20 protein-coding genes and 1 other RNA gene are annotated in these 25641 nt (G+C 73.5%); 14 read left to right on the top strand and 7 right to left on the bottom strand.

Annotated elements, in window-relative coordinates:
* Window positions 1-106: 106 nt before the first annotated feature.
* The 4 genes from EAO77_RS03855 to EAO77_RS03840 form a co-directional block, all read right to left on the bottom strand.
* Window positions 107-1030, bottom strand: a complete 924-nt coding sequence (locus EAO77_RS03855) for a carbohydrate ABC transporter permease (protein WP_147986710.1) — start codon at window positions 1028-1030, stop codon at window positions 107-109.
* Window positions 1027-2370 (bottom strand): carbohydrate ABC transporter permease, encoded by a 1344-nt coding sequence (locus tag EAO77_RS03850; RefSeq protein ID WP_147986709.1) that lies wholly within the window; start codon window positions 2368-2370, stop codon window positions 1027-1029. The genes EAO77_RS03855 and EAO77_RS03850 overlap by 4 nt, the downstream gene beginning before the upstream one ends.
* Before the next feature lie 4 nt (window positions 2371-2374).
* Window positions 2375-3730, bottom strand: coding sequence for an ABC transporter substrate-binding protein (locus EAO77_RS03845; protein ID WP_147986708.1), 1356 nt, complete (start codon window positions 3728-3730; stop codon window positions 2375-2377).
* A 183-nt stretch (window positions 3731-3913) separates the two neighbouring features.
* Window positions 3914-7309 (bottom strand): FHA domain-containing protein, encoded by a 3396-nt coding sequence (locus tag EAO77_RS03840; protein WP_147986707.1) that lies wholly within the window; start codon window positions 7307-7309, stop codon window positions 3914-3916.
* A 520-nt stretch (window positions 7310-7829) separates the two neighbouring features.
* Between EAO77_RS03840 and EAO77_RS03835 the strand changes: the two genes are divergently transcribed.
* From EAO77_RS03835 to prfB, 3 genes are all read left to right on the top strand, one after another.
* Complete coding sequence (locus tag EAO77_RS03835; RefSeq protein WP_147986706.1) at window positions 7830-9491, top strand: serine/threonine-protein kinase; 1662 nt, start codon at window positions 7830-7832, stop codon at window positions 9489-9491.
* Window positions 9492-9712: 221 nt separating this feature from the next.
* Window positions 9713-10984: a serine/threonine-protein kinase gene (locus tag EAO77_RS03830; protein ID WP_147986705.1), complete on the top strand. Its 1272-nt coding sequence runs from the start codon at window positions 9713-9715 to the stop codon at window positions 10982-10984.
* Window positions 10985-11043: 59 nt separating this feature from the next.
* Window positions 11044-12150, top strand: coding sequence for a peptide chain release factor 2 (gene prfB / locus EAO77_RS03825; protein ID WP_147986704.1), 1107 nt, complete (start codon window positions 11044-11046; stop codon window positions 12148-12150).
* Window positions 12151-12202: 52 nt separating this feature from the next.
* Here the strand turns inward: prfB and EAO77_RS38410 are convergent, their stop codons facing one another.
* Window positions 12203-13402 (bottom strand): hypothetical protein, encoded by a 1200-nt coding sequence (locus EAO77_RS38410; RefSeq protein ID WP_187283107.1) that lies wholly within the window; start codon window positions 13400-13402, stop codon window positions 12203-12205.
* Window positions 13403-13452: 50 nt separating this feature from the next.
* The gene (locus EAO77_RS03815) at window positions 13453-13635 is read right to left on the bottom strand and encodes a hypothetical protein (RefSeq protein ID WP_147986702.1); all 183 of its coding nucleotides are present in this window, start codon (window positions 13633-13635) and stop codon (window positions 13453-13455) included.
* Between the two features lie 248 nt (window positions 13636-13883).
* Here EAO77_RS03815 and ftsE point away from each other — a divergent pair, with 248 nt between their 5' ends.
* From ftsE to ssrA, 5 genes are all read left to right on the top strand, one after another.
* On the top strand, window positions 13884-14573 hold the full coding sequence (gene ftsE, locus EAO77_RS03810) for a cell division ATP-binding protein FtsE (protein WP_147986701.1): 690 nt from the start codon (window positions 13884-13886) through the stop codon (window positions 14571-14573).
* Between the two features lie 32 nt (window positions 14574-14605).
* Window positions 14606-15523 carry a permease-like cell division protein FtsX gene (gene ftsX, locus EAO77_RS03805; RefSeq protein WP_147986700.1) on the top strand — a complete coding sequence of 306 codons (918 nt, stop codon included), beginning with the start codon at window positions 14606-14608 and terminating at the stop codon, window positions 15521-15523.
* A 67-nt stretch (window positions 15524-15590) separates the two neighbouring features.
* Window positions 15591-16745 (top strand): S41 family peptidase, encoded by a 1155-nt coding sequence (locus tag EAO77_RS03800; RefSeq protein WP_147986699.1) that lies wholly within the window; start codon window positions 15591-15593, stop codon window positions 16743-16745.
* An 18-nt stretch (window positions 16746-16763) separates the two neighbouring features.
* Window positions 16764-17243, top strand: coding sequence for an SsrA-binding protein SmpB (smpB, locus tag EAO77_RS03795; protein WP_147986698.1), 480 nt, complete (start codon window positions 16764-16766; stop codon window positions 17241-17243).
* A gap of 99 nt (window positions 17244-17342) precedes the next feature.
* Window positions 17343-17737, top strand: a transfer-messenger RNA (tmRNA) gene (ssrA, locus tag EAO77_RS03790).
* Between the two features lie 78 nt (window positions 17738-17815).
* On the opposite strand, the gene EAO77_RS03785 is transcribed toward ssrA, so the two are convergent.
* Entirely contained in the window at window positions 17816-19138 is a 1323-nt protein-coding gene (locus EAO77_RS03785) for an MFS transporter (protein ID WP_261993788.1), read from the bottom strand.
* An 82-nt stretch (window positions 19139-19220) separates the two neighbouring features.
* Between EAO77_RS03785 and EAO77_RS03780 the strand changes: the two genes are divergently transcribed.
* The 6 genes from EAO77_RS03780 to EAO77_RS03755 all read left to right on the top strand — a co-directional run bounded on the left by EAO77_RS03780 (window position 19221) and on the right by EAO77_RS03755 (window position 25453).
* On the top strand, window positions 19221-20234 hold the full coding sequence (locus tag EAO77_RS03780; protein ID WP_261993787.1) for a LysR family transcriptional regulator: 1014 nt from the start codon (window positions 19221-19223) through the stop codon (window positions 20232-20234).
* A gap of 94 nt (window positions 20235-20328) precedes the next feature.
* Window positions 20329-21681, top strand: a complete 1353-nt coding sequence (locus EAO77_RS03775; RefSeq protein WP_147986696.1) for an MFS transporter — start codon at window positions 20329-20331, stop codon at window positions 21679-21681.
* A gap of 170 nt (window positions 21682-21851) precedes the next feature.
* Entirely contained in the window at window positions 21852-22997 is a 1146-nt protein-coding gene (locus EAO77_RS03770) for a uroporphyrinogen-III synthase (RefSeq protein ID WP_147986695.1), read from the top strand.
* A 206-nt stretch (window positions 22998-23203) separates the two neighbouring features.
* Window positions 23204-23878, top strand: coding sequence for a CGNR zinc finger domain-containing protein (locus EAO77_RS03765; protein WP_147986694.1), 675 nt, complete (start codon window positions 23204-23206; stop codon window positions 23876-23878).
* 136 nt (window positions 23879-24014) lie between these two features.
* Entirely contained in the window at window positions 24015-24635 is a 621-nt protein-coding gene (locus EAO77_RS03760; protein WP_147988926.1) for a sigma-70 family RNA polymerase sigma factor, read from the top strand.
* Window positions 24632-25453, top strand: coding sequence for a zf-HC2 domain-containing protein (locus EAO77_RS03755; RefSeq protein ID WP_147986693.1), 822 nt, complete (start codon window positions 24632-24634; stop codon window positions 25451-25453). The genes EAO77_RS03760 and EAO77_RS03755 overlap by 4 nt, the downstream gene beginning before the upstream one ends.
* The last annotated feature ends 188 nt before the right edge of the window (window positions 25454-25641 follow it).

Here is a 25641-nt window from a genome sequence, read left to right as displayed (position 1 = left end):
GGGCGGCGTTGCGGCCGGCACGGGCCCGGAGCGCCCGCCCGGGCGGGCAGGGCCCGGCACGCACCGCCCGCCGGGGGCGCGCGCTCGCGCGCCCCCGGCGGGCCCGTCACTTGACGGCGCCCGCCATCACCCCGTTGACGAACTGGCGCTGGAAGGCGAAGAACACCGCCAGCGGAATGATCATCGACACGAAGGCCCCCGGCGCCAGCACGTCGATGTTGTTGCCGAACTGCCGTACCTGCCGCTGGAGCGCCACCGTGATCGGCGCCGCTTCGGAGTCCGCGAAGATCAGCGCCACCAGCATGTCGTTCCACACCCACAGGAACTGGAAGATGCCGAGCGAGGCGATCGCCGGGCCGCCGAGCGGCAGGACGACCCGGGTGAACAGCCGCAGCTCGCCGGCCCCGTCGAGCCGGGCCGCCTCCAGGAGTTCCCTCGGGATCTCCGCGAAGAAGTTGCGGAGCAGGAAGATCGCGAACGGCAGTCCGAAGGCGACATGGAACAGGACCACCCCGAGCGTGGTCTCGAAGATGCCGATCGCGCCGAACAGCTCCGAGACCGGCACCAGCGCGACCTGCACGGGGACGACCAGCAGGCCCACCACGGCCATGAACCACCAGTCGCGCCCCGGGAAGTCCAGCCACGCGAAGGCGTATCCGGCGAGCGCGCCGATCACCACCACCAGCACGGTGGAGGGGAGCGTGATCATCAGGGTGGAGACGAGGGAGTCGGTGATCGCCTCGTTCTCCAGCAGCCGGGTGTAGTTCTCGGTGGTCAGCTGCGCGGGCGCCGACAGCACCTCCCACCAGCCGCTCTCCGCGATGTCCCCGGGGCTGCGCAGGGAGGAGAGCAGCAGCCCCACGGTCGGCATCAGCCAGAACAGCGCCGCGAGGACGAGGAAGACCCGCAGCGCGCCACCGCCGGCACGGGCCGCGAGCCTGCTGCCGAGGGACTGCCGTGACCCGGCGGCGGGCCGCTCGGGGCCGCCTCCGGCGCGGGGCCTGCCGGCCTTCGCCGTCGTCGTGGTCATCGCCGGCCCTCCCTTCGCATCCTGCGGATGTTGAGGATCATCACCGGCAGCACCAGCAGGAGCAGCAGCACCGCGATCGCGCTGCCCAGACCGAGGTTCGCGTCGGTGCCGAACGACGACCGGTACAGCTGGAGCGCCAGGACGTTCGCGTCGTCCTGCGAGGAGCCCGGCGCGATGATGAACACCAGGTCGAAGATCTTCAGGACGTTGATCATCAGGGTCACCAGGACGACCGCGAGCACCGGTGCCAGCAGCGGCACGGTCACCCTGCGGAAGACCTGCCACTCGTTGGCGCCGTCCACCCGGGCGGCCTCCAGCAGTTCGCGCGGCATGCCGGCGAGCCCGGCGGCGATCAGGACCATCGCGAAGCCCGCCCACATCCACACGTAGCTGCCGATGATGGCGGGGGTGACCAGGCTCGGGCCGAGCCAGTTCACGCCGTTGTAGGGCTCCCGGAAGTTCTCCGCCGGCAGCCGCAGCACGGCGCCGTCGGCCGCGGCGGGAAGGGTGAAGGAGCCGTCGGCGCCCGCCCGGGTGGCGGCCACCACCGTGCCGTCCTTCACGGCCTCCACCTCAAGGCCCTTGAGGCCCAGCTCCGCCGGGTCGACGGTGTTCGGCCGGCCGCCGCCGCCCCGGGTGAAGTCCAGCCAGGCCGTGCCGCTGATCTCGTCGCCCGAGGGCTCGGGGGGCCGGGCGGGCTCGGCATCGGACGGCATCTTCCCGGGCGCCACGCCGACCAGGGGCAGCAGCGCGGGGCTGCCCGCCCTGACCGGTTCCTCGGTGACGAACGCCCCGCCGCCGCCCGCCTTCAGCGGGTGCACCGGCAGCGGACGCGCCTTCGGGAAGCCGGACGACTCGTTGAACGTGTCGTGCACACCGACCCAGACGGCGTTCGCGACGCCGCGCTGCGGGTCCTGTTCGTAGACCAGCCGGAAGATGATGCCGGCGGCGAGCATGGAGATCGCCATCGGCATGAAGACGATCAGCTTGAACGCCGTGCCCCAGCGGACCCGTTCGGTGAGCACCGCGAAGATCAGGCCGAGCGCGGTGGCCACGGTCGGGGCCACCACTACCCAGACCGCGTTGTTGCGCACCGCGGTCAGGATGGTGTCGTCGGTGAAGATCTCCGTGTAGTTGTTTAGTCCCGCGAAGCCGCCGGACCCGTCGAGGAACGACCGGTGCAGCGAGTACCCGATCGGGTAGACCACGAGCGCGCCGAGCAGCACCAGGGCGGGCAGCAGGAAAGCCGCCGCCACCGCCTTGCGCGTGCCCGTGACGCTCTTGCGCTTGTCGCCGGGGGGAGCCGGATGCCCCGGTCCCCCCGCGGTCGCGGCGGTCACCGGATCAGCCCTTGTACGCCTTGGCCGCCTCGGTCTCCAGCGCCCGCTGGGTCCCGGCGACGTCCTTCGGGTTCTTCAGGAAGTCCTGGAGCGCCTTCCACTCGCCCTTGCCCGGCGTGCCGCCGAACGACTGGGGCATCTGGTCCGACATGTCGAAGCGGAAGTCGTCGCCGGCGGCGATCAGCGCCTCGGCGATGTCGCGCTGCACGTCGTTCGGGTAGACCGACGCGTCCAGGGCCTTGTTGGGCGAGATGAAGCCGCCCGCGGCAGCCGAGATCGCCGCGGCGTCGGGCGAGGCGAGGAAGGTGAGCAGCGCCTGCGCCCCCTTGCCGTCCTTCAGTGCCACGGCGGCGTCGCCGCCGGTGACCACGGGCGGCTCGGCGCCGACCGCCGGGAACGGGAACACCTTGGCGTCCTTGCCGATCTCGGCGTCCGTCTGCGCGATGTTGACGGTGACGAAGTCGCCCTCGAACACCATCGCGCCCTTGGGCTGGTCGCCGCCGGTGAACGTCTGCGTCACGGAGGCGGGGAACTCGGTCTGGAGCGCGCCGTCGGCGCCGCCGGCGATCAGCGACGCGTCGCCGAAGAGCTCGCCGAGGGTGGTGAGGGCGTCCTTCACGGACGGGTCGGTCCACGGGATCTCGTGCCGGGCGAGCCGGTCGTACTTCTCGGGGCCCGCCTGCGAGAGGTAGACGTTCTCGAACCAGTCGGTGAGGGTCCAGCCGTCGGCGCCCGCGACCGAGACCGGGGTGACACCCGACGCGGAGATCGTCTGCGCCGTCGCGAGGAAGTCCTGCCATGTCGTCGGCACGCTCGCGCCCGCGTTCTCGAAGACCGTGTCGTTGTACCAGACCAGGGACTTGTTGGCGGCCTTGTAGTAGACGCCGTACTGGGTGCCGTCGACGGCGCCGAGGTCCTGCCAGCCCTTGGCGTAGTTCTTGGCGAGCTGGGCCTTCGCCTCGGGGCCGGCCGGCTTGGCCCATCCGCGCTGAACGGCCTGCCGGATGGCGCCGACCTGCGGCAGCATCGCGACGTCGGGCGGGCTGCCGCCCGCGATCTTCGTGCCGAGGAAGTTGACGATCGGGTCCTGCGCGGGGACGAAGGTGACCTCCGCGCCCGTGCGCTTCTCGAACTCGTCGAGGACCTTGGTGAAGTTCTCCTGCTCCGGACCGCTCCAGACCGCGGCGACCTGTAACTTCTCGCCGTCCAGTCGCGGCAGTTGAACGCTCGCGGCCGGCGCCTTGCTCCCGCCGTCCTCCGGTGCCGGTCCGTCGTCGTCGCTGCCGCATCCGGCGAGGGCGAGGGCGCCGATCGCGGCGAACACCGTTGCGGCCCTGCCCGTACGAAGAGTTGTGCGCATTGCTGCCCCGTCTCTCCCGTGCGCTGCTGTCCCGTGACAGCAGGTGTACGCCCGTGCCACGGGTGTCGCAATACCGCCCTCGCCGCCGACCGGGCTTTCGTGATGGCCTTGTGACGCGGTGTCAGGGGCTCGCACGGGAAGGGCCCGCCGCGATGCCCGGGCACCGCGGCGGGCCCGGCCGGGTCAGGTCTGGGCGGGGATCAGGGGTGGCAGCGGGCCCGCGTCGACCGACTGCGCGGCGCGCTGGAGGGCACTCGCGAGCAGCGCCAGATCGGTGGGCCCGTTGCCCAGCTCGCGGACGGGCCGGCGGGTCGGCGGATCGCCCATCCGCTCCCATTCCAGGGGGACCACGGTCGGGCGCAGGGTCGCCGTGCGGGGGATCCGGCCGGTGACCCGGCCGGTCTGGAACGCGGTCACCCGCCCGTCCGGGTGACCGAGCCGGCCCCGGCCCGGGGCGGGGTCGTCCGGCCCGGGGGAGACGGGCGGCGCCTGGAGCACCACCCGGAGCCTGGCGCCCTCGGCGAGCCGGGTGTCGGCGGTCCGGTCCGGGCGGGAGGACGTCGCGATCAGATGCACCCCGAGCCGCCCCCCGTCCCTGGCGACGGCCTCCAGCGCCCGCACGACCGAACCGGCCGCCGGCCGGCCCGGGCTGCCGAGCGCGGGGGCGACCAGCGCGTCGTAGTCGTCGACCAGGACCACCAGCCGCGGCAGCGGATCGGGCCCGGAGCGCTGGGTGCGGCCGCCCGGCCGCAGCCGGAGCGTCCCCGACGACGGCGAGTGGATGTCGCCCCGCTGGTCGGCGGCGTCGGGCGCGGTCCGCTGGCCGACCATGCGGTCCGACACCTCGCGACGGGCGTGCCATGCGGCGAAGTCCGTGCCGTCGAGCAGTTCGGCGCGGCGTTTCAGCTCCCCGCCCAGCGCCTGCGCGAAGACCCGCATCCGCACCGGGTCGCTCGCCACCAGATGCTCGGTGACATGGGGCAGTTCCGTGCACGAGGCGAGGCCCTCGCCGCGTTCGCCGCCGGCGCCGTCCACCAGCAGCAGACCGAGCCGGTCGGGGCGGCCCGCCGACGCGAGGGACGCGGCGAGCGCCCGCAGCAGCTCCGTCCGGCCGCTGCCCGCGGGGCCCTCGATCAGCAGGTGGGGGCCCTCGGCCGTGAGGTCGACGGAGAGCGGGCCCTCGGGGCCGGCCCCGAGGACGACCGTGCCCTCGGCCGCCGACGCCCAGCGCGCCATCAGCGAGGCGGGTGTGGCCCTCGCCAGGCCCAGTTCGTCCAGCAGCCGGGCGGTGCCCGGCAGCGCGGTGGTCCGGCCCGGGGCGGAGAGCGATCCCTCGGTGCGCAGCGGCGCCAGGGCCCGGCCGAACCGCTCGGCCCACGCGGCGGAGACCGCGTCCACCGAACCGACCGTGCCGTGGCCGGCGGCCCGCCCCGCGGCGACCCGCAGCACCCGCAGCGCGGTCGCCACGTCGCCGCTGAGCAGTGCCACGGCACCGCACTCCCGGAACGGCAGCGACGCCGCGCAGGCGGCCTCGTACGTCGCGGCGACCGGGGAGAGCGGTGAGGCCGCCGGTGTCTCGGCGAGGCAGATCACATGGATGCCGACCGCCGGGCCGGCGCCCGCCAGCCGGGCGGTCGTCTCGCGCAGCGCGGCCGAACCGGGGTCGCCGTCGACGACGACGACCGTGCGCGGTCCGCTGTGGCGGGCGGCGGCGTCCGTCACCGCCGCGCGGTCGGCGCTCGGCCAGCCGGGTCCGAGCGGCCCGTCGTCCAGCCGCCGGGTGAGCTCGGCCGTCCGCGCAGTGGCCTGGTCGCGGTCGTAGGCGAGCAGCAGCCGGCAGTCCTGGCCGTGCGCGGGACGCAGATGGGGCAGCCAGCCCAGCCATCCCCAGTCGCCCTTGCGCGCGTCGAGACCGTGGGCCCGGTCCGTGCTGATCAGCACGATCTCCAGATCGGAGGGCGCGTGCAGCGCGGCGAGCTGGGCCACGGCGGAACGGGCCAGGCCCAGGAGCCGTGTCCTCGGGCCGGCGAGCCCGAGCGAGCCCGCCTCCCGCAGGGCGACGGTCACCGGGACCGACGGCAGTTCGGCGCGGTCGGCCGTGCCCAGCCGGATCACCAGCGACTCCGGGTGGCCGGGGGCGCGCTCCCACAGGCGGGGGCCCGGTCCGAGCGCGGTCAGCAGGACGGCCGCCGGGTCGGGCCAGCTCTCGCCCCCGGGGCCGGGGTCCGCCGTGCCGGGAGCGGCCGATGCCGGGGCCTGGGGCGCGCCGGTGTCCCGGCCGCCGGTCAGTCTGCGGGCCCAGGCGCCTATGCCGCGCCGCCGGGGGGCGGCGCCGTCCATGGCCGGGCCAGCGGGGGCGTCGCCGACGGCTTCGGAGCCGTCCGGGCCGCCGGGCCGCAGATCGATCGGGCGGCCGTGGGTGGCGCCGGGGGCGGGGTCGTACTGCGCGGGGATCCGCGCGGCCGGGGAACCGTCCTCGGGGAGGTGGCCGGGGTGGCCGGCGGCGCCGTGCGCGCTCGGCCACGGCGCCCCGCCGTGTTCCGCCTGGTGGAGGGAGTCCGGGTGGCCCGGCGCGGGCGGCCACGGGAGCCCGTCGTCGATCGCCGGACCGTGGCCGGTGGGCGTGCCGCCGCGGTCGGCCGGGCCGGAGTGGCGGGGACCGGGGGCGGGCCACGGGGCGGCGCCGCCGCCGGCGGGCCCGTGGACGGTGGTCGTGCGGCCCTGACCGGCCGGGCGTGAGGCGGCTCCCCCGGGGGCGCGGCCGGCTCCCGTGTCGCCGTGGTCGGTCCGGCCGGGGTGGTGGGGGCCCTGTGCCGTGACCGTGCGGCCGTGGCCGGCCGGGGCTCCGCCGGGCGCCGGCGTGCCGGCACGCGGTGCGCTCTCGGCGTCCCGAGCCGTCCCCGCACCACCGGAGGAGGCCGTCGTGGCCGGCAGGCCGGGCAGGGCCACCCGGAGATGACCCTCGCCGTCGGGTGCGGTCGCGGGACCGGTGGGGGCGGGGCCGGACGCCAGCCGCAGCGCCGACTCGCCCACGCGCAGCAGCGCGCCGGCCGGCAACCGCACCGGGCGTTCGCCCACGGGGGCGCCGTCGACGGTCGTGCCGTTGGTCGATCCGAGGTCGGCGACGGTCACCCGGCCGTCGTCGGCGACCGTCACCTCGCAGTGCAGGCGCGAGACGTCCGGGTCGTCGAGCGGGACGTCGGCGCCGGCCGAGCGGCCGACGCTGATCCGGCCCCCGTGCAGCAGGTGGACGCCGCCCGCGTCGGGTCCGGCGACGACATGCAGCTCGGCCGGGACGTCCGCCTCGTGCGGCTCGTCGTCGGCCGGGGTCTGGAGGGCGAGCACGGCGCCGTCCACCAGGGGCGGTTCGCCGAGGGTGCGCCGCTGGAGGTCGAGCCGCTCCTGGCCGGCCCAGAGCACCACGGCCCCCGAGGCGTCGGGGCCGCAGGCGGCCGACGCGAGGGCGGAGGCCACGGCGGCGAGCGCCGTCCCCGCCGGCGCGGTGACCAGCACGTCGCAGGCGCGCCGGGGCGCGGACTGTCCGCCGCGCGGCGCGAGCACCGTGAGCCGGATCTGCATCGCCGTCAGCAATCCCTTCTGCGCGGGGCACCCGGCCAGGGACCGCCCCGATCGCCCCCGCCCGGCAGGTCGGCACGAGCCGGGGGATCCGGGCCCTTCGCCGAAGGCGCGCCGAAGGCGCGCCGAAGGAAACCGTCCACGCGGCTGTGTGCTGAGGGCATCCTCGCACCTGCCGCCGACAACACGCCCGGGACCTACCCTCAAGTGATCTTGAATGGTCGGCTCTGGACGCAAAAATGCCTGCTTGGGAACCGGCCCCTGATCGAGCCCGTCCGAAAAGTGAGCTTCGATGCACTTCCGACCGGCAACCATCCGTACGGCCGTCGCGTCTCTTTTCGAGAGGACCCGTGCGCCGCCGGGCGGATTGGGGCGGCGCCCGCCAGGAAAGAGATGGGCGGCGAGGCCGCCGGTGATCCGTTCCACGGCATTACAGTGGGCCGGACACGCGGGCGGCGTCAGGATCAAAGGATCATCGGCGGGCCCGGACCATGTGAGGACCCCTATCAGCAGGGAGCGCGACGTGCGGCCGGTAGGCAGCAAGTACCTGCTCGAGGAGCCGCTCGGACGCGGCGCCACGGGCACCGTCTGGCGAGCGCGCCAGCGGGAGACCGCGGGCGCCGAGGCGGCCGTCCCCGGCCAGCCCGGCGAGACCGTCGCGATCAAGGTCCTCAAGGAGGAGCTCGCGAACGACGCGGACGTCGTGATGCGCTTCCTGCGGGAGCGCTCCGTCCTGCTGCGGCTCACCCACCCGAACATCGTGCGCACCCGCGACCTCGTCGTCGAGGGCGACCTGCTGGCCCTGGTGATGGACCTGGTCGACGGCCCCGACCTCCATCACTACCTGCGCGACAACGGCCCCCTCTCGCCGGTCGCCGCCTCGCTGCTGACCGCGCAGATCGCGGACGCGCTCGCGGCCAGCCACTCCGACGGCGTGGTCCACCGCGACCTCAAGCCGGCGAACGTCCTGCTGAAGACCGACGCCGACGGCCAGATGCACCCGATGCTGACCGACTTCGGCATCGCGCGCCTCGCGGACTCCCCGGGCCTGACCCGCACCCACGAGTTCGTCGGCACCCCCGCGTACGTCGCCCCGGAGTCCGCCGAGGGCCGGCCGCAGACCTCCGCGGTCGACATCTACGGCGCGGGCATCCTGCTGTACGAGCTGGTCACCGGCAGACCCCCGTTCGCCGGCGGCACCGCCCTGGAGGTGCTCCACCGCCACCTGAGCGAGGAGCCGCGCCGCCCCAGCACCGTCCCCGAACCGCTGTGGACCGTCATCGAGCGCTGCCTGCGCAAGGAGCCGGGCGAGCGCCCCAGTGCGGAGAACCTGGCCAGGGGGCTGCGCACGGTCGCCGCGGGCATCGGCGTCCACGCCAACTCCGCCCAGATCGACGCCGCCCTCGGTGTCGCCGCGCTGCTCGCGCCCGACCCCTCGCCCGCCCCCGTGCCGGACACCCCGGGCGCCGCGGACCCGACCCAGGTCCTGCCGAACACCGGACCGGGCGGCAGCTCCGCGTACGACCCGTCCGCGGCGACCAGCGTCATGCCGCAGACCGGCCCCCGGGGCGGCGGTGCCGACCCGACGTCCGTCATGCCCCCGGTCCCCGGCCCGGAGGAACCGCACCCCTGGCAGTCGCAGCTGAGGGCCGCCCGGGACCGCAACGAGCAGACCCAGGTCCAGTACCTGGACCCGGCCCAGGACCCGCTGCGCCGCCGCCCGCAACGGCAGCCGCAGCAGCCCCCGCAGCGGCAGCAGCCGTACCCGCCGTCGCCGCAGCAGCCGTACCCGCCGGCGCCGCAGCAGCCGCAGCGCAGGCAGCCGCCCCAGCGCCGGCAGCAGCCGCCGCCACCGCAGCCGCAGCCCTACGCGCCGGCCCCGCAGCCGTACGCCCCGCAGCAGCCGCCGCCCCAGCAGCCCCCGCAGCGCGAGCCCCGCCGGCGCAGCGCCAACCCGGTGCGCATCCCCGGCCTCGGCTGCCTCAAGGGCTGCCTGGTCATGGTCGTGCTCTTCGTGGTGGGCGGCTGGCTGATCTGGGAGCTCACCCCGCTCCAGGACTGGATCGCCCAGGGCAAGAGCTACTGGCAGGCGATCGGCGACGGCATCTCCACGGTCACCGACTGGATCTCCCAGATCGGCGACGCCAAGGACACCGCCGACCAGATCACCGAACCGCCGCAGTAGGCGGCCCGCTCCACCGGACGCGGCGCGGGCCGCGTCCGGGGCGCCCCGGGGGCGCCGCGGCGAGGGTGCCGTTCGCGCCCCGCCGCACACGACTCTGTGCATTTGTCGACTTCCGCGGGCTGATTTATCCCGCAGAAGTGAAGGTCGGCGACATCCGGGGCACACACCTCCCCGATGCCCGCGTACTTTTGGGGGCAACGCCAGCCGCTGAGGGAGCAGTCTTGGCACGGAACATCGGCAGCCGGTACACGGCGCATCAGATCCTGGGGCGGGGCAGCGCGGGCACGGTGTGGCTCGGCGAGGGCCCCGAAGGGCCCGTCGCGATCAAGCTGTTGCGCGAGGACCTCGCCAGCGACCAGGAGCTCGTGGGCCGCTTCGTCCAGGAGCGCACCGCGCTGCTCGGGCTCGACCACCCCCGGGTCGTCGGCGTCCGGGACCTCGTCGTCGACGGCAACGACCTCGCACTCGTCATGGACCTGGTGCGCGGCACCGACCTGCGCACCCGTCTGGACCGCGAGCGCCGCCTCGCGCCCGAGGCCGCGGTCGCGATCGTCGCGGACGTCGCCGACGGGCTGGCCGCCGCGCACGCCGCCGGCATCGTGCACCGCGACGTCAAGCCGGAGAACATCCTGCTCGACATGGAGGGGCAGCTCGGCCCGGCCGGGTCCCACCCCGCGCTGCTCACCGACTTCGGCGTCGCCAAGCTGATCGACACCCCGCGCCGCACCAAGGCCACCCGGTCCGCCGGCGGGGGCGCCCCGAACGCCTCGGGCATCATCGGCACCCCCGACTACATCGCCCCCGAGATCGTCGAGGGGCTGCCGCCCCGGGCCGCCGTGGACATCTACGCGCTGGCCACCGTCCTGTACGAACTGCTCGCCGGTTTCACCCCGTTCGGCGGCGGCCACCCCGGCGCGGTGCTGCGCCGCCACGTGACCGAGACGGTGGTGCCGCTGCCCGGCATCCCCGACGAGCTCTGGCAGCTGATCGTCCAGTGCCTGGCCAAGGCGCCCGCCTCCCGGCTGCGCGCCTCCGAGCTGGCGCAGCGGCTCCACGACCTGCTGCCGCTGCTGCGGGGCATGCCGCCGCTCGACGTCGACGAACCCGACACGGAGCCGGCGGCGGAGGTCCACGAGGACACTGCGCCCGAGCGGGCCGACCGGCCCCGCCGCAAGGGTGCGGTCTCCCTGGTACCCGGCGCCACATCCGCGGACTCCAACCGGGACACCCACACCTCGATGCGGGTACCGGCGCCCGACGAACTCGCGGGCGGCGCGCACGGCACCGCTCGCGCCCCCCGCGCCCCGGGGCAGCGGCGCCCCGGCTCCGCGCGCAACAAGGCGGCGTCGGTCCGCAAGCGCCGGATCACGCTGGGTGCGGCGGCCGTGGCCGTGGCGGCGGTCGTCGGGGTCGGCGGCTGGCTGGTCGCCGGCGGGGACGACGGCGCGAGCAGGCCCCCCGGCCAGCGGCAGTCCGCCCCCTCGGAGCCCTGAGAGGACGGGGCGGGCGGCCGCCAGCACGGTCTCCTCCGCTCAGCCGTTACGCTGGACCCGTGGCAGTCGTCGATGTTTCCGAAGAGCTGAAGTCCCTTTCCTCGACCATGGGGTCGATCGAGGCCGTTCTGGACCTCGACAGGATGAGGGCAGACATCGCCGTGCTCGAGGAGCAGGCGGCGGCACCGTCCCTGTGGGACGACCCCGAGGCGGCGCAGAAGATCACCAGCAAGCTGTCGCACCTCCAGGCGGAGGTCCGCAAGACGGAGGCCCTGCGCAGCCGGATCGACGACCTCGAGGTGCTCTTCGAGCTCGCCGAGTCCGAGGACGACCCGGACGCCCGCGCCGAGGCCGAGACCGAGCTGGAGTCCGTGCGCAAGGCGCTGGACGAGATGGAGGTCCGCACCCTCCTGTCCGGCGAGTACGACGAGCGCGAGGCGCTGGTCAACATCCGCGCCGAGGCCGGCGGCGTCGACGCGGCCGACTTCGCCGAGCAGCTCCAGCGCATGTATCTGCGCTGGGCCGAGCGCCACGGCTACGGCACGGAGGTCTACGAGACGTCCTACGCGGAGGAGGCCGGCATCAAGTCGACCACCTTCGTGGTGAAGGCCCCGTACGCCTACGGCACGCTCTCCGTCGAGCAGGGCACCCACCGACTGGTGCGCATCTCGCCCTTCGACAACCAGGGCCGCCGTCAGACCTCCTTCGCCGGCGTCGAGATCCTGCCGGTCGTCGAGCAGTCCGACCATGTCGAGATCGACGAGTCCGAGCTGCGCGTGGACGTCTACCGCGCCTCCGGCCCGGGTGGCCAGGGTGTCAACACGACCGACTCCGCGGTCCGCATCACCCACATCCCGACCGGCATCGTCGTCTCCTGCCAGAACGAGCGCTCGCAGATCCAGAACAAGGCCAGCGCCATGAACGTCCTCCAGGCCAAGCTGCTGGAGCGCCAGCGCCAGGAGGAGCGGGCCAGGATGGACGCCCTCAAGGGCGACGGCGGCAGCTCCTGGGGCAACCAGATGCGCTCGTACGTCCTGCACCCGTACCAGATGGTCAAGGACCTGCGTACGGACTTCGAGGTGGGCAACCCGCAGTCGGTGCTGGACGGGGAGATCGACGGTTTTCTCGAAGCCGGAATTCGCTGGCGCAAGCAGCAGGACAAGTAGTCCGGCGCTTTGTCGACAAGGGAACTGCCGCCCAGGGGGCGGCAGTTCCCTTTTATGTCACAGTTGCATCCCCGCAGGTCAGGCAACTGACAGCATTTCGGGCATCGCGCCCGCAACGACCTTGACGGTGTTGCCAAAACTCGGAATGGTGACGTGCGGCATGCGTGTTTCCGGGGCGTGTGCGAGCGGGGGAGTCACGACGGACCCGAGCCTGCTGTTGCTCCGGACGCTGCTCCAATGACGAGAAGCTACTGGGGGTAGCAGCCAGATGACGAAGAAGACGCGGATTCGCGTCGCGCGTATAGCCGCCGGCGCCGTGATCGCCGCGGGTGCGTCGCTGACCGCCGCAGGTGCCGCGCAGGCGCTCGACATCAACGTGGGCCCGCTCCAGGTGTCCGCCAACGCCGACGAGAACGGCATCGACGCCGGTATCGGCATCCACGGCGACCCGGGTGGTGTCGACGGTGGCGCCGATGGTGGTGCTGACGGCGGTGCCGATGGTGGTGCTGACGGCGGTGCCGATGGTGGTGCTGACGGCGGTGCCGATGGTGGTGCTGACGGCGGTGCCGATGGTGGTGCTGACGGCGGTGCTGACGGTGGCGCCGATGGTGGTGCTGACGGCGGTGCCGATGGTGGTGCTGACGGCGGTGCCGATGGTGGCGCCGATGGTGGTGCTGACGGCGGTGCCGATGGTGGTGCTGACGGCGGTGCCGATGGTGGCGCCGATGGCGGTGCCGATGGTGGTGCTGACGGCGGTGCTGACGGCGGTGCCGATGGTGGCGCTGACGGCGGTGCTGACGGCGGTGCCGATGGTGGTGCTGACGGCGGTGCCGATGGTGGTGCTGACGGCGGTGCTGACGGTGGTGCTGACGGTGGCGCTGACGGTGGCGCTGACGGCGGTGCCGACGGCGGTGCTGACGGTGGCAACGACAACGGTGGCAACGACAACGGCGGGGCGAACGGTGGCAACGACACCGACCCCAACGGTGGCGTGGTCGACGGTGACGCCGGCACGGGCACCGACACCGACAGTGCGGGCTCGCAGCCGGTCGAGCAGGGCGAGGCCAAGGAGGAACTGGCGGAGACCGGCGCCGCCGAGACCACGTTCCTGCTGCTGGGCGCCGCGACCATGATCGCCGGTGGCATCGGCTTCCGCATGCTGCCGCGCCTCGTCGGTGGCGGACGCACCGTCGCCTGAGACGCAGACGGCGTCGCATGACGTGAGACGGCGAAAGGCCCGGGGTGTCCGCACCCCGGGCCTTTCCCTCGTCCGTCCGCGCGTCCGCCGCGCGGGACCGCGTCCTACACGGCCAGCAGTGCCACCGCGGCCACCAGCAGCACCAGCAGTGCGAGCAGGGCCGCAGGGCTCACACCCGCGAGGGGGCCGTCCTGCTGGAGGCGCTCACGGCTGGCCCGGCACACCGGGCAGCGCCCCTCGGCCACAGGTGCCGCGCAGTTGGCGCACACCAGTCGGTCGTAGGTCATGCGCTCTCCTTTCCGCGCGCCGAAGCCGCAGGCGCGGACCGTCAGCACAGTTCTCTCCCGACAACGCACAGGGAAACGCGACTGTTCCCCTACCACTGTGCCAGCTCGGGCGCTTTTCGGCGCGCCCCGTCGGATTACGCCCGATCCGTGACCGGACAAAACGCGCAACTCGGGACCGCGACTGCACGGCCTGTGCGGGTTCGCGTATGGTCACGCTCACCTACTCCCGGCCTACCCGTGGTGCACCCGTGATCCGATTCGACAACGTCTCCAAGAGCTACCCCAAGCAGAACCGACCTGCCCTGCGCGACGTCTCCCTCGAAATCGAGAAGGGGGAGTTCGTCTTCCTCGTGGGGTCCTCGGGTTCCGGCAAGTCGACGTTCCTGCGGCTGCTGCTGCGCGAGGAGCGCGCCAGCCAGGGGATGGTCCACGTCCTCGGCAAGGACCTGGCCCGCCTGTCCAACTGGAAGGTGCCCCACATGCGCCGCCAGCTGGGCACCGTCTTCCAGGACTTCCGCCTGCTGCCCAACAAGACCGTCGCGGAGAACGTGGCGTTCGCCCAGGAGGTCATCGGCAAGCCGCGCGGCGAGATCCGCAAGGCCGTGCCCCAGGTCCTCGACCTCGTCGGCCTCGGCGGCAAGGAGGACCGGATGCCCGGTGAGCTCTCCGGCGGCGAGCAGCAGCGGGTGGCCATCGCACGGGCCTTCGTCAACCGCCCGATGCTGCTGATCGCGGACGAGCCGACGGGCAACCTCGACCCGCAGACGTCCGTCGGCATCATGAAGCTTCTCGACCGGATCAACCGCACCGGTACGACCGTGGTGATGGCGACCCACGACCAGAACATCGTCGACCAGATGCGCAAGCGCGTCATCGAGCTCGAGAAGGGCCGTCTCGTACGCGACCAGGCACGCGGCGTCTACGGCTACCAGCACTGAGCCCGGACAGACTGAAAGGCTGAAAGCACGCCATGCGCGCCCAGTTCGTCATGTCGGAGATCGGTGTCGGTCTTCGTCGCAACCTCACGATGACCTTCGCCGTCGTCGTCTCCGTCGCCCTCTCGCTCGCCCTCTTCGGCGGCGCGCTGCTGATGCGGCAGCAGGTCGACACCATGAAGGACTTCTGGTACGACAAGGTCAACGTCTCCATCTTCCTGTGCAACAAGAACGACGCGGCCACCTCGCCCCAGTGCGCCAAGGGGGCCGTCACGTCGGCGCAGAAGGAGCAGATCCAGGCCGATCTGAAGAAGCTGGACGTCGTCGACACCGTCCAGCACGAGACGGCGGAGCAGGCGTACAAGCACTACAAGGAGCAGTACGGCGACACCCCCATCGCGTCCACGATCACGCCGGACCAGATGCAGGAGTCGTTCCGGGTCAAGCTGCACGACCCGGAGAAGTACGAGGTGGTGGCGACCGCGTTCGCCGGCCGTGACGGTGTGCAGTCCGTCCAGGACCAGCGCAACATCCTCCAGAACCTCTTCGACCTGATGAACGGCATGCGGATCGCCGCGCTGTGCGTGATGGGTCTGATGCTGGTGATCGCGATGATGCTGATCGTCAACACCGTGCGCGTATCGGCGTTCAGCCGGCGGCGGGAGACCGGCATCATGCGGCTGGTGGGAGCGTCGAGCTTCTACATCCAGACGCCGTTCATCATGGAGGCGGCGGTGGCGGGCGCGCTCGGCGGCGCCGTGGCCTGCCTGATGCTGCTCGTCGGCCGGTACTTCCTGATCGACAACGGTCTGGCGCTCGCCGACAAGATGCAGCTCGTCAACTTCATCGGCTGGGACGCGGTGCTCACCAAGCTGCCCCTGATCCTGGCAATCGGCCTGCTGATGCCCGCCGTTGCGGCTTTCGTCGCTTTGCGCAAGTACCTCAAGGTGTGACAAGCGCCCCGGGCGTCGTGCGGTCAACATCCGTACGGCGCCCTTCGCTTGTCCTAGACTCGTCGCCATGTCGGGCCCCGATCTCAGTCCCCTGCCCCACGGCACCCGCCGCGGGGCGGCCCTGACGTTGGTCTTCGCGACCGTGCTCGCCACGGCGGCCGCCACCGGCGGTCTGCCCCGGGCCGAGGACCGGCCCGACGAGGCCCCCGCCGTACGCTCCGCCGCCGCGTCCGTGGACCGCGAGGACGTCGCCCGCGCCGCGGCCGACGCGATGGCGGACGGCAAGTCCGGCACCGAGGCGGCCGAGCAGTTCGTCAGCCGCAGCGGGGACCGCTGGTCGGCGGTGTACGACAGCAAGGAGTACGAGGAGTTCGAGAACGCCCTCGACGGCGAGTACACCGGTGTCGGCCTCGGCGCCCGCCGCACCCGCGACGGCGGCGTGGAGGTCTCCCGCGTGCAGCCCGGCGGCCCCGCCGACCGGGCCGGGATCCGGCCGGGCGACCGCCTGCGCACCGTCGACGGGCAGGAGGTCGTCCGTCGCCCGGTGACCGAGGTGGTGGGGCTGCTGCGCGGCGACGTGGGCTCGCGGGTGACCGTCGGCCTGGAGCGGGACGGCCGGCAGCGGACCGCCGACCTCGTGCGCGCCCGGCTGACGACGCAGTCCGTCACGGTGCGCCGGCTCGACGACGCCGTGGTGATCAAGGTCGACGCGTTCACCAAGGGCACCGGCGCACGGGTGCGGGAAGCGGTGCGCGGCGCCCCGAAGGGCGCCGGCGTCCTGCTGGACCTGCGGGGGAACGCGGGCGGGCTGGTGGCCGAGGCCGTCACCGCGGCCTCCGCCTTCCTCGACGGCGGCCTGGTCGCCACCTACGACGTCCGCGGCGACCAGCAGGCCCTCTACGCCGAGGCCGGCGGGGACACGGCACGGCCGCTCGTCGCCCTGGTGGACGGCGGCACCATGAGCGCCGCCGAACTGCTGACCGGGGCGCTCAAGGACCGCGGACGGGCGGTCACGGTCGGGTCGCGGACCTTCGGCAAGGGCTCCGTGCAGATGCCCAGCCGGCTCCCCGACGGTTCGGTCGCCGAGCTGACCGTGGGCCACTACCGCACCCCGGCCGGTCACAGCGTCGACGGGCGGGGCATCACGCCCGACCTGGTGGCGGCCGAGAGCGCGGAGAAGCGGGCCCGGACGGTATTGGGTGGCCTCAAGGGTGCCCCGTAGTGCGAAAATGAGCGCACTATGGCAAAGGAATCAGGGCGCAAGCTGATCGCCCAGAACAAGAAGGCGCGGCACGACTACCACATCCTCGACACCTACGAGTGCGGTCTCGTGCTGACGGGGACCGAGGTGAAGTCGCTCCGCCAGGGGAGGGCCTCGCTCGCGGACGGCTTCGTCCAGATCGACGGCGGCGAGGCGTGGCTGCACAACGTGCACGTCCCGGAGTACGCCCAGGGCACCTGGACCAACCACAGCGCGCGCCGCAAGCGGAAGCTGCTGCTGCACCGCGAGGAGATCGACAAGCTGGAGTCGAAGTCCCAGGAGACGGGTCACACGATCGTGCCCCTCGCCCTGTACTTCACGAACGGCAGGGCGAAGGTCGAGATCGCGCTGGCGAAGGGCAAGAAGGAGTACGACAAGCGTCAGACGCTGCGCGAGAAGCAGGACCGCCGCGAGGCGGACCGGGCGATGTCGGCGGTCCGCCGCAAGCAGCGCGCCTGATCCCGGGCCCGGCGGGGCCCGGCGGAATACGCTGGCATCCGCGTGCGTTGGTCACGTACGATGGCAGCGCCCCCCGAGGGGGGCTTGAAAAATCAACATGGGGATGATCGGTTTCGACAGCGGATGTCGAGGCAGGGGAAGCGTGTCGAGGAAGCGGCAATGATCTCGTAAACCATATGTCGCAACCAATAATCGCCGATTCCAAGCGCGATAACTCCGAAGCCTTCGCCCTCGCTGCCTGATAAGCAGTAGAGACGAACCTTCACTCATGGAGCGTCAGCCCGGGGCTGTTCCCGACCCGGTTCCTGGCGTCAACTAGGGAACTAAACCTCTAGACCCGGTCACGGGGTCCGGAGGGAAATCAAACAGTGACTGAGCCCGTCGGAGACTTGTCCGCGTGATCTCCGGGGCTGAGAAAATCGCAGCGGACTGCACACGGAGAAGCCCTGGTTCTGCACCGTTGGACGCGGGTTCGATTCCCGCCATCTCCACCGATGGAGCCCGGGGGCCATGCCCCCGGTTCCGCATCCCATGTGGGCGAAGGCCCGCCGGCACCTGCCGGCGGGCCTTCGTCATGCCCCCACGCCCTGCCGGGCCCCGGCGCCGCGCCCGGCCGTCGCGGCCGCCAGCGCCAGGGCCAGCGCCGCCGCGCAGACCGGCACCGCGTAGCCGGCCGCCGGGCTCAGGTGCTCCACCGTCCAGCCGCCGCCCGCCGACCCGGCCGCGATCCCCCCGAGCAGGGCCGTGACCGCGAGGGTCATGCCCTCGTTCGTCCGGCCGCCCGGCGTCAGCCGCTGCACCCGCGTCATCCCCGTCACCATCGTCGGCGCCGTCGCCATGCCCGCCACCAGCAGCGCAGCGGCCACCGCCGGGACCGCGCCCGTGCCCGCCGCGGCCAGCAGCGGCAGGGACATCAGAACGGTCATCGCGCCCAGGCAGGCCACCAGACCGGCGGACCGCCGGACCCTGCCGTAGACCAGCCCGGCCGCACACGAGCCGGCCGCCTGGAGGGCGAGCACCGCACCGGCCGCCGGGCCGTCGACGAAGGCGAGGGTGACGACCTCCATGGCGCCGAAGACCGCGCCCGTCGCCAGGAAGACGGCGAGCAGCGGCCGCATGCCCGGAGCGCGCAGCGGTGAGCCGGCCGCCGTGCGCGGGGCGGGCGGCGGCTCGGTCGCCCGCTGGGCCGCGAACAGGAGCACGCCGGTGAGCAGCAGGAACGCGCCGGCCAGGGTGCCCGCCTGGGGGAAGAGCGCCGAGCACAGGAACGCGGCGAGCACGGGGCCCAGCATGAAGCACAGCTCGTCGACGGCCTGCTCGAACGAGTTCGCCGTGTGCAGCGCCCCCGGGTCGTCCCGGTACAGATGGGCCCAGCGCGCCCGGGACATGCCCCCGGTGTTGGGGCAGGTCGCGGTCGCCGCGTAGGCGGCGAACAGCGTCCAGGCCGGGGCGTCACGCCATACGCACACCACCAGCGCCAGCTGGCCGAGGACGGCGAGCGCCGCCGCCGGCACCGCGATCCGCGCCTGCCCGTACCGGTCGACGAGCCGTGCCGTCCACGGCGCCACCAGCGCGGTCGCCGCCAGTCCGGCCGCCGTCACCGAGCCCGCCAGGGCGTACGAGCCGTAGGAGCCGGCGATCATGACGACGGCGCTGACGCCGAACATGCCCGTGGGCAGCCGGGCGAGCAGGTTCCCCGCGGTGAAGGCGCGGGTGCCGGGCACGGCGAACAGCCGCCGGTAGGGGCCCGCCGGGCGGCGCCGGTCCGGCTGCCGCGGACCCCGGTGGACGGGGGCGTGGCCAGGGCCGAAGCGCGGGGCGAAGGCCGGGGCGCCGGGCGGTATCGCGGGCGGCGCGGGGCGGACGGCCGTCGTCGGCCGGGAGGTCCGGTGCATGGACCCACCCTCGTCCGCGCGCCCGCGAGCGGTCCAACACCGGCCCGATGGCCATTCACGCATCCGTGTTGTTGAATGCGCTGTGACCCGAGACCTGGATCCCCGGCTGCTGCGCGCCTTCGTGGCCGTGGCCGAGGAACTGCACTTCACCCGGGCCGCCGCCCGGCTCTTCGTCGCCCAGCAGGCCCTCAGCCGCGACATCCGGCGGCTGGAGCGGGAACTCGGCACCGAGCTCTTCGTCCGGACCACCCGGCAGGTCACGCCGACCGCCGACGCCGAACGGCTGCTGCCCTACGCACGGCGGCTGCTCCTCGCCCAGGACGAACTGCTCGCCGCCGCCACGGGCGCCGTGCGTCCGCTCCTCGTCGACCTCAACAGCGCGGGCATGACCTCCGGGCGGGTGCTCGCCCTGGCGCGCGAACTGGCCCCGGACTGCGAGCTGATGGCGCGCTACGAGAGCGGGCTGACGGGCGCCGCCGCGGAGATCGCCGCGGGCCGGCTCGACGTGTCGTTCGGCCGCTTCGCCGGTCTCGCCCCGGCCGCCCGGGCCCTCCTGGCCCACCAGCCCGTCCGGCTGGAGCCGATGGCCGTCCTGCTGCCCGAGGACCACCCGCTCGCCGCGCGGGAGAGCGTGCCGCTGGACGCCCTGGCGGGGGAGAGCGTCTACGCCGGCGCGGGCAACCCGCGCACCCGCGAGTGGACCGACTTCGCCGACCTGCTGTTCGAGGGGCGGGGCATCGCCGTGGCACCGCCCGCGCCCATGGCCGTGGGGGCGGAGGAGTTCCGGCGGGTGATGGCCAAGAGCCGCAACCCCGTCCTCGCCGTGGTCGACTTCCCCGCGATGCCCGGCACGGTGCGGCGGCCGATCACCGACCCCGTACCGCTGTCCCCGCTGTCCATGGTCTGGCGCGCGGGGCTGCGCCACCCCGGTCTCGACGCCCTGCGGACGGCCGCCGCCCGGCTCGCGGCGGACGAGGGCTGGCTGCGCCGGACGGCCGGTGACTGGCTGCCGGACCAGGACACCGCCGTGATGCGGGCCCCCCGCCGCGAACCCGCACGCACCGCGGCCCTCACCACGGACGCCGCCGCCGAGTGAGAGCAACTTCTCGCACCGGTCACCTCGTGCCACCGGGCTGAAACGCGCCGTCCCTACGGTCGTCCTCACGACCAGACCCAGGTGGAGGCGCACGATGGCAGGCCGGTGGATCGAAAAGTGGGACCCCGAGGACGAGACGTTCTGGCGGACGAAAGGGGAGCGGATCGCCCGGCGGAACCTCGCCTTCTCCGTGCTGAGTGAGCACATCGGCTTCTCGATCTGGAGCCTGTGGTCCGTGATGGTCCTCTTCATGGGGCCCGAGTACGGCATCGACCCGGCCGGAAAGTTCTTCCTGATCGGGACCGCGACCCTGGTCGGCGCCGTGATCCGGGTGCCGTACACCTTCGCCGTCGCCCGCTTCGGCGGCCGGAACTGGACCGTCTTCAGCGCGCTGCTGCTCCTCCTGCCGGCCGGCGCCGCCTGGACCGTGATGGAGCCGGGCACCTCGTACGCAACGTTCGTCCTGGTGGCCGCCCTCACCGGCGTCGGAGGCGGCAACTTCGCCTCGTCCATGACCAACATCAACGCCTTCTTCCCGCTGCGGAAGAAGGGCTGGGCCCTGGGCCTCAACGCGGGCGGCGGAAACATCGGCGTCCCGGTCATCCAGCTGGTCGCCCTGCTCGTCATCGGTACCGCCGGCGCCGGCCACCCCCGTCTGCTGCTCGGCATCTACCTGCCGCTCATCGTGATCGCCGCGGTGTGCTCCGCGCTGCGGATGGACAACCTCGCCCCGGTCAGGAACGACACCGGGGCCTTCAAGGCGGCGGCCAGGGACGGCCACACCTGGATCATGGCCCTGCTCTACATCGGCACGTTCGGCTCGTTCATCGGCTACAGCTTCGCCTTCGGACTGGTGCTCCAGACCCAGTTCGGCCGGACCCCGCTGCAGGCGGCCTCGCTCACCTTCATCGGTCCGCTGCTCGGCTCGCTCATCCGGCCGGTCGGCGGACTGCTCGCCGACCGCTTCGGCGGTGCCCGGATCACCCTGGCGACCTTCGTCGCGATGGCCGCGGCGACCGGTGTCGTGATCGCCGCCTCCGTCCAGGAGTCGCTGCCGGTCTTCCTCGTCGGCTTCACGGCGCTCTTCGTGCTCAGCGGTCTCGGCAACGGGTCCACCTTCAAGATGATCCCCGGCATCTTCCAGAACAAGGCGCTCGCCCAGGGACTGACCGGCGAGCGGGCCGCCGCCTACGGCCGCCGGCTGTCCGGGGGCTCGATGGGCCTCATCGGGGCCGTGGGCGGCGTCGGCGGCCTCGCCATCAACCTGGCCTTCCGCCAGTCCTTCCAGACCGCGGGCACCGGCACCGCCGCCTTCGTGGCCTTCCTCGCCTTCTACGCGGTCTGCTGCCTGGTGACCTGGGCGGTATACCTTCGCCGGCCCGCCGTCGTCCCGGTCCGCACCGCGCGGGACGAGACGGCGCCGGAGCCCGAGTACGCCCGGGTGTGACGTACCCGGCAGCGCGGCGGCGTCAGGGGTCGTCCGCGTAACAACAGGGAAATATGAGCGATCCGGGCCTGTCACGCGCCTTTGACAGGCTCGGTCGCCAGTTCACCGCCCCGTGGGGCAGGCCCGCGAGGGCGCGCCGCGACGGGGCACATCCAGTGGGGACGACTGAGATGCACGACCACGGCCAACCGCACGGCCCCCTCGCGGGCTTCACCGTCGGCGTCACCGCCGCCCGTCGCGCCGACGAGCTCGGCGCACTGCTCCAGCGGCGCGGAGCGGCCGTCGTGCACGCGCCCGCACTGCGTATCGTGCCGCTCGCGGACGACGCGGAACTGCTCGCCGCCACCAAGGAACTGATCGACCACGCGCCCGACGTCGTCGTCGCCACCACCGCGATCGGCTTCCGCGGCTGGGTGGAGGCCGCGGACGGCTGGGGCGTCGGGGAGCAGCTGCTGCACCGGCTGCGCGGGGTCGAACTGCTGGCCCGCGGGCCCAAGGTGAAGGGCGCGATCCGGGCGGCCGGGCTGACGGAGGAGTGGTCCCCGGCCTCCGAGTCCATGGCCGAGGTCCTCGACCGGCTGCTGGAGGAGGGAGTGGCGGGCCGCCGCATCGCCCTCCAGCTGCACGGCGAGCCGCTGCCCGGTTTCGTCGAGTCGCTGCGGGCCGCGGGCGGCGACGTGGTCCTCGTCCCCGTTTACCGCTGGATGGAGCCGGAGGACATCGGCCCGCTCGAGCGGCTGCTGGACGCCACCCTCGCCCGCGCCCTCGACGCGGTGACCTTCACGAGCGCCCCCGCCGCGGTCTCCCTGCTCTCCCGGGCGGAGCGCCGCGGAGTGCTGCCGGAGCTCGTGCGCACCCTCGACCACGCCGTGCTGGCGGCGTGCGTCGGCCCGGTCACCGCGCTGCCGCTCCAGGCGGCCGGGATCAACACCGTCCAGCCGGAGCGATTCCGGCTCGGGCCGCTGGTCCAGCTGCTCGGCACCGAACTGCCCTCGCGGGCACGGGTGCTGCCGGTATCGGGGCACCGCGTCGAGATCCGCGGTCACGCCGTGCTCGTCGACGAGGAGCTGAGGACCGTGCCGCCCGCCGGGATGGCCCTGATGCGGGCCCTGTCCGACCGTCCCGGCTGGGTCGTGTCCCGGGCGGACCTCCTGCGCGCGCTGCCGGGCTCCGGCAAGGACGAGCACGCCGTCGAGACGGCGATGGCCCGGCTCCGCACCGCCCTCGGCACGCCCAAGCTGATCCAGACGGTCGTCAAGCGCGGCTACCGGCTCGCCCTGGATCCCGCGGCGGCCACCAAGTACGACGGTCCCTGACGCCGGGGGCGGCCGCCGCGCACGGCGGCCCCGTCCGCCCGCGTGCCGCGCCGGGCGCAGCCGCTCGCGCGCGCCGACCGCGCCCGTGTTCCTCCCGGCCCGGTCCGGCGCAACGCCGCCCGGGTGAGGTCTTCCGGGCGCCACCGCGGACGGGCACTCTGGGGGGAGACACCCGGCGGTGGGACGACCGAGGCGGTGACAGGGACATGGCGGTCGGTGCGGGCCCTTCCCGGACCAAGCGGCAGCGCGGCACACCGTGGCGGTTCGACTCCGGACGCCTGTGCCTCGACCTCGTCGCGACGGCGCCCGGACCGCACCCTCCCGGCGGTCCCGCCGCGCAGGGCCCGGCCGGACCGCCCGCCGAACCGCTCGCGGGACCCGGCCGGCTGGCCCGCTGGCTGGTGGGCGCGGGGCTGGTGCCGGCGACCGCCCCGCTCCCGGACCTGGGCGCCGAGTGGGTCGACGGCTTCGTCGAACTGCGCCGCTGTGTCACCCAGTTGGTGTGCGCCGCGCTCGACGGGGGCGCCCCCGGCCCGGCGTCGGAGCCGGTCCTCGCGACGGTCAACTCCCTCGCCGGCGAACCCCCGCCCCGGATCAGGGCCGTACGGGACGAGGACGGCACCCTCGTCCGCGCCCTGTGCGCCGCGCCCGGCCTCGACGCACTCCTGGCCGCCGTCGCCCGCGACGCCGTCGAACTGCTCACCGACCCCGTCGCCCGCGCTCGCCTCAGACGCTGCGAGGGCGACGGCTGCGACCGTGTGTACCTCGACACCTCCCGTGGCCGGCGCCGCCGTTGGTGCTCCAGCGAGGTGTGCGGCAACCGCGAACGGGTCGCGCGCCACCGGCGGCGGACGACCGCCCCGGCCGGCGGACGCCCCTGACCCCCGCCGAAACCCCGCCACAGAAAAGATCTTGAAGTTTTTCCGCCTCGCGTTGAGTGAACCCCCGGCCGCCCCCGTAGTGGAGGGGGACAAGCAGCAGCCGTGCAGTGAGCAGGGTCTCGACCGGGAGGTTCAGGTGCGCAAGGATGCCGCCGTGGCCGATGACCGTCCGCAAAGGGCCCGCCATCGCAGAGGGCATCTCCCGCGTCCCGGTGACACCGGGGAGGAGAAGCCGCGCACCGACACCTCCGTGCCAGACGAGGAGTTGATGCGCGCGCTCTACCGCGAACACGCCGGACCGTTGCTCGCCTACGTACTGCGCCTCGTCGCCGGCGACCGCCAGCGCGCCGAGGACGTCGTACAGGAGACGCTCATCCGTGCCTGGAAGAACGCCGGCCGGCTCAACCGGGCCACCGGCTCTGTCCGACCCTGGCTGGTGACGGTCGCCCGGCGCATCGTCATCGACGCTCACCGCAGCCGGCAGGCCCGGCCGCAGGAGGTCGATCCGTCGCCGCTGGAGGTCATGCCCGCGGAGGACGAGATCGACAAGGCGTTGTGGCTCATGACGCTCTCGGATGCGCTCGACGATTTGACACCCGCTCACCGGGAAGTCCTTGTCGAGACGTATTTCAAGGGGCGTACGGTCAATGAGGCGGCCGAAACGCTCGGCATACCCAGCGGGACCGTGCGGTCCCGCGTGTTCTACGCACTGCGTTCCATGAAGCTCGCTCTGGAGGAGAGGGGGGTCTCGGCGTGACCAGGTACGAGCAGGAGTCGGTGCACGACGCCGTCGGCGCATACGTGCTCGGAGTGCTCGACGAAGCGGACGCCTCCGCCTTCGAGGCGCATCTGGCCGGGTGCGACCTGTGCGCCGCCCGTCTCGACGAGTTCTCCGGCATGGAACCGATGCTGGCGATGCTGGCGGAGGCGCCCGCCGCGGCGCCGCCACCGCAGGGCGACCCCTGGGGCATGCCCGGCGCCATGGACTTCCCGCCGCCGCGCCCCGCGCCCGTGGTCCCCGCCTCGCCGAGCCCCAGAGTGCTCGACGGCCTGCTGAACGAGGTGGCCGTCAAGCGGGCGGCGAAGCGCCGGCGCGGGATGTACCTGCTCGCCGCCGTCGCCGCGCTGATCATCGGCGGCCCGGCGGTCGCGGTCGTGGTCACGGCCGACGACACCACGGGCAGCCAGGCGGCCGACCCCCACCCGACCAGCCCGGCCGAGGACGCCTTCTTCCACCACATGGAGGAGAAGGTCGAGGGCACCGACTCGACGACCAGGGTCAGCGCGGTCGTCGGCATGGAGAAGAAGGGCTGGGGCACCCACACGGTCCTGGAGCTGAAGAACGTCAAGGGCCCCCTCAAGTGCAGCCTGGTCGCCGTCTCCACCACGGGCGAGGAGGAGGTCGTCACCTCCTGGGCCGTCCCCACCTGGGGCTACGGCATCACCGACAGCCCGCACGAGACCGCCAGGAACCCGCTCTACGTGCACGGCGGCGCGGCCATGAACCGGGACGAGATCGACCGCTTCGAGGTCCGCACCTTCGACGGCACCCGGCTGGTGGAGGTCGACGCGTAGGCGGCACGGCCGGCCCCTTCCCCTCGGTCCCGCGGGCCCGGGGCGTTCGCATGTGCTCCCCCGGGAGGCGGCGGGCGCACCCCGGGTCCGCCGCGGGCCGGACACAGGTGCAATCCCCTCCCCCCTTGGCGTACGGTTGACGGCTGCCCAGTGCACGTCAGAAGGGGGCCTCGGTGGCCGCGCAGGAT

The sequence above is a fragment of the Streptomyces sp. T39 genome (genome assembly GCF_008042045.1).
Lineage (GTDB): Bacteria > Actinomycetota > Actinomycetes > Streptomycetales > Streptomycetaceae > Streptomyces.
The sequence above is the reverse complement of the archived record's forward strand: the minus strand, read 5'-3'. Positions and strand labels throughout refer to the sequence as shown.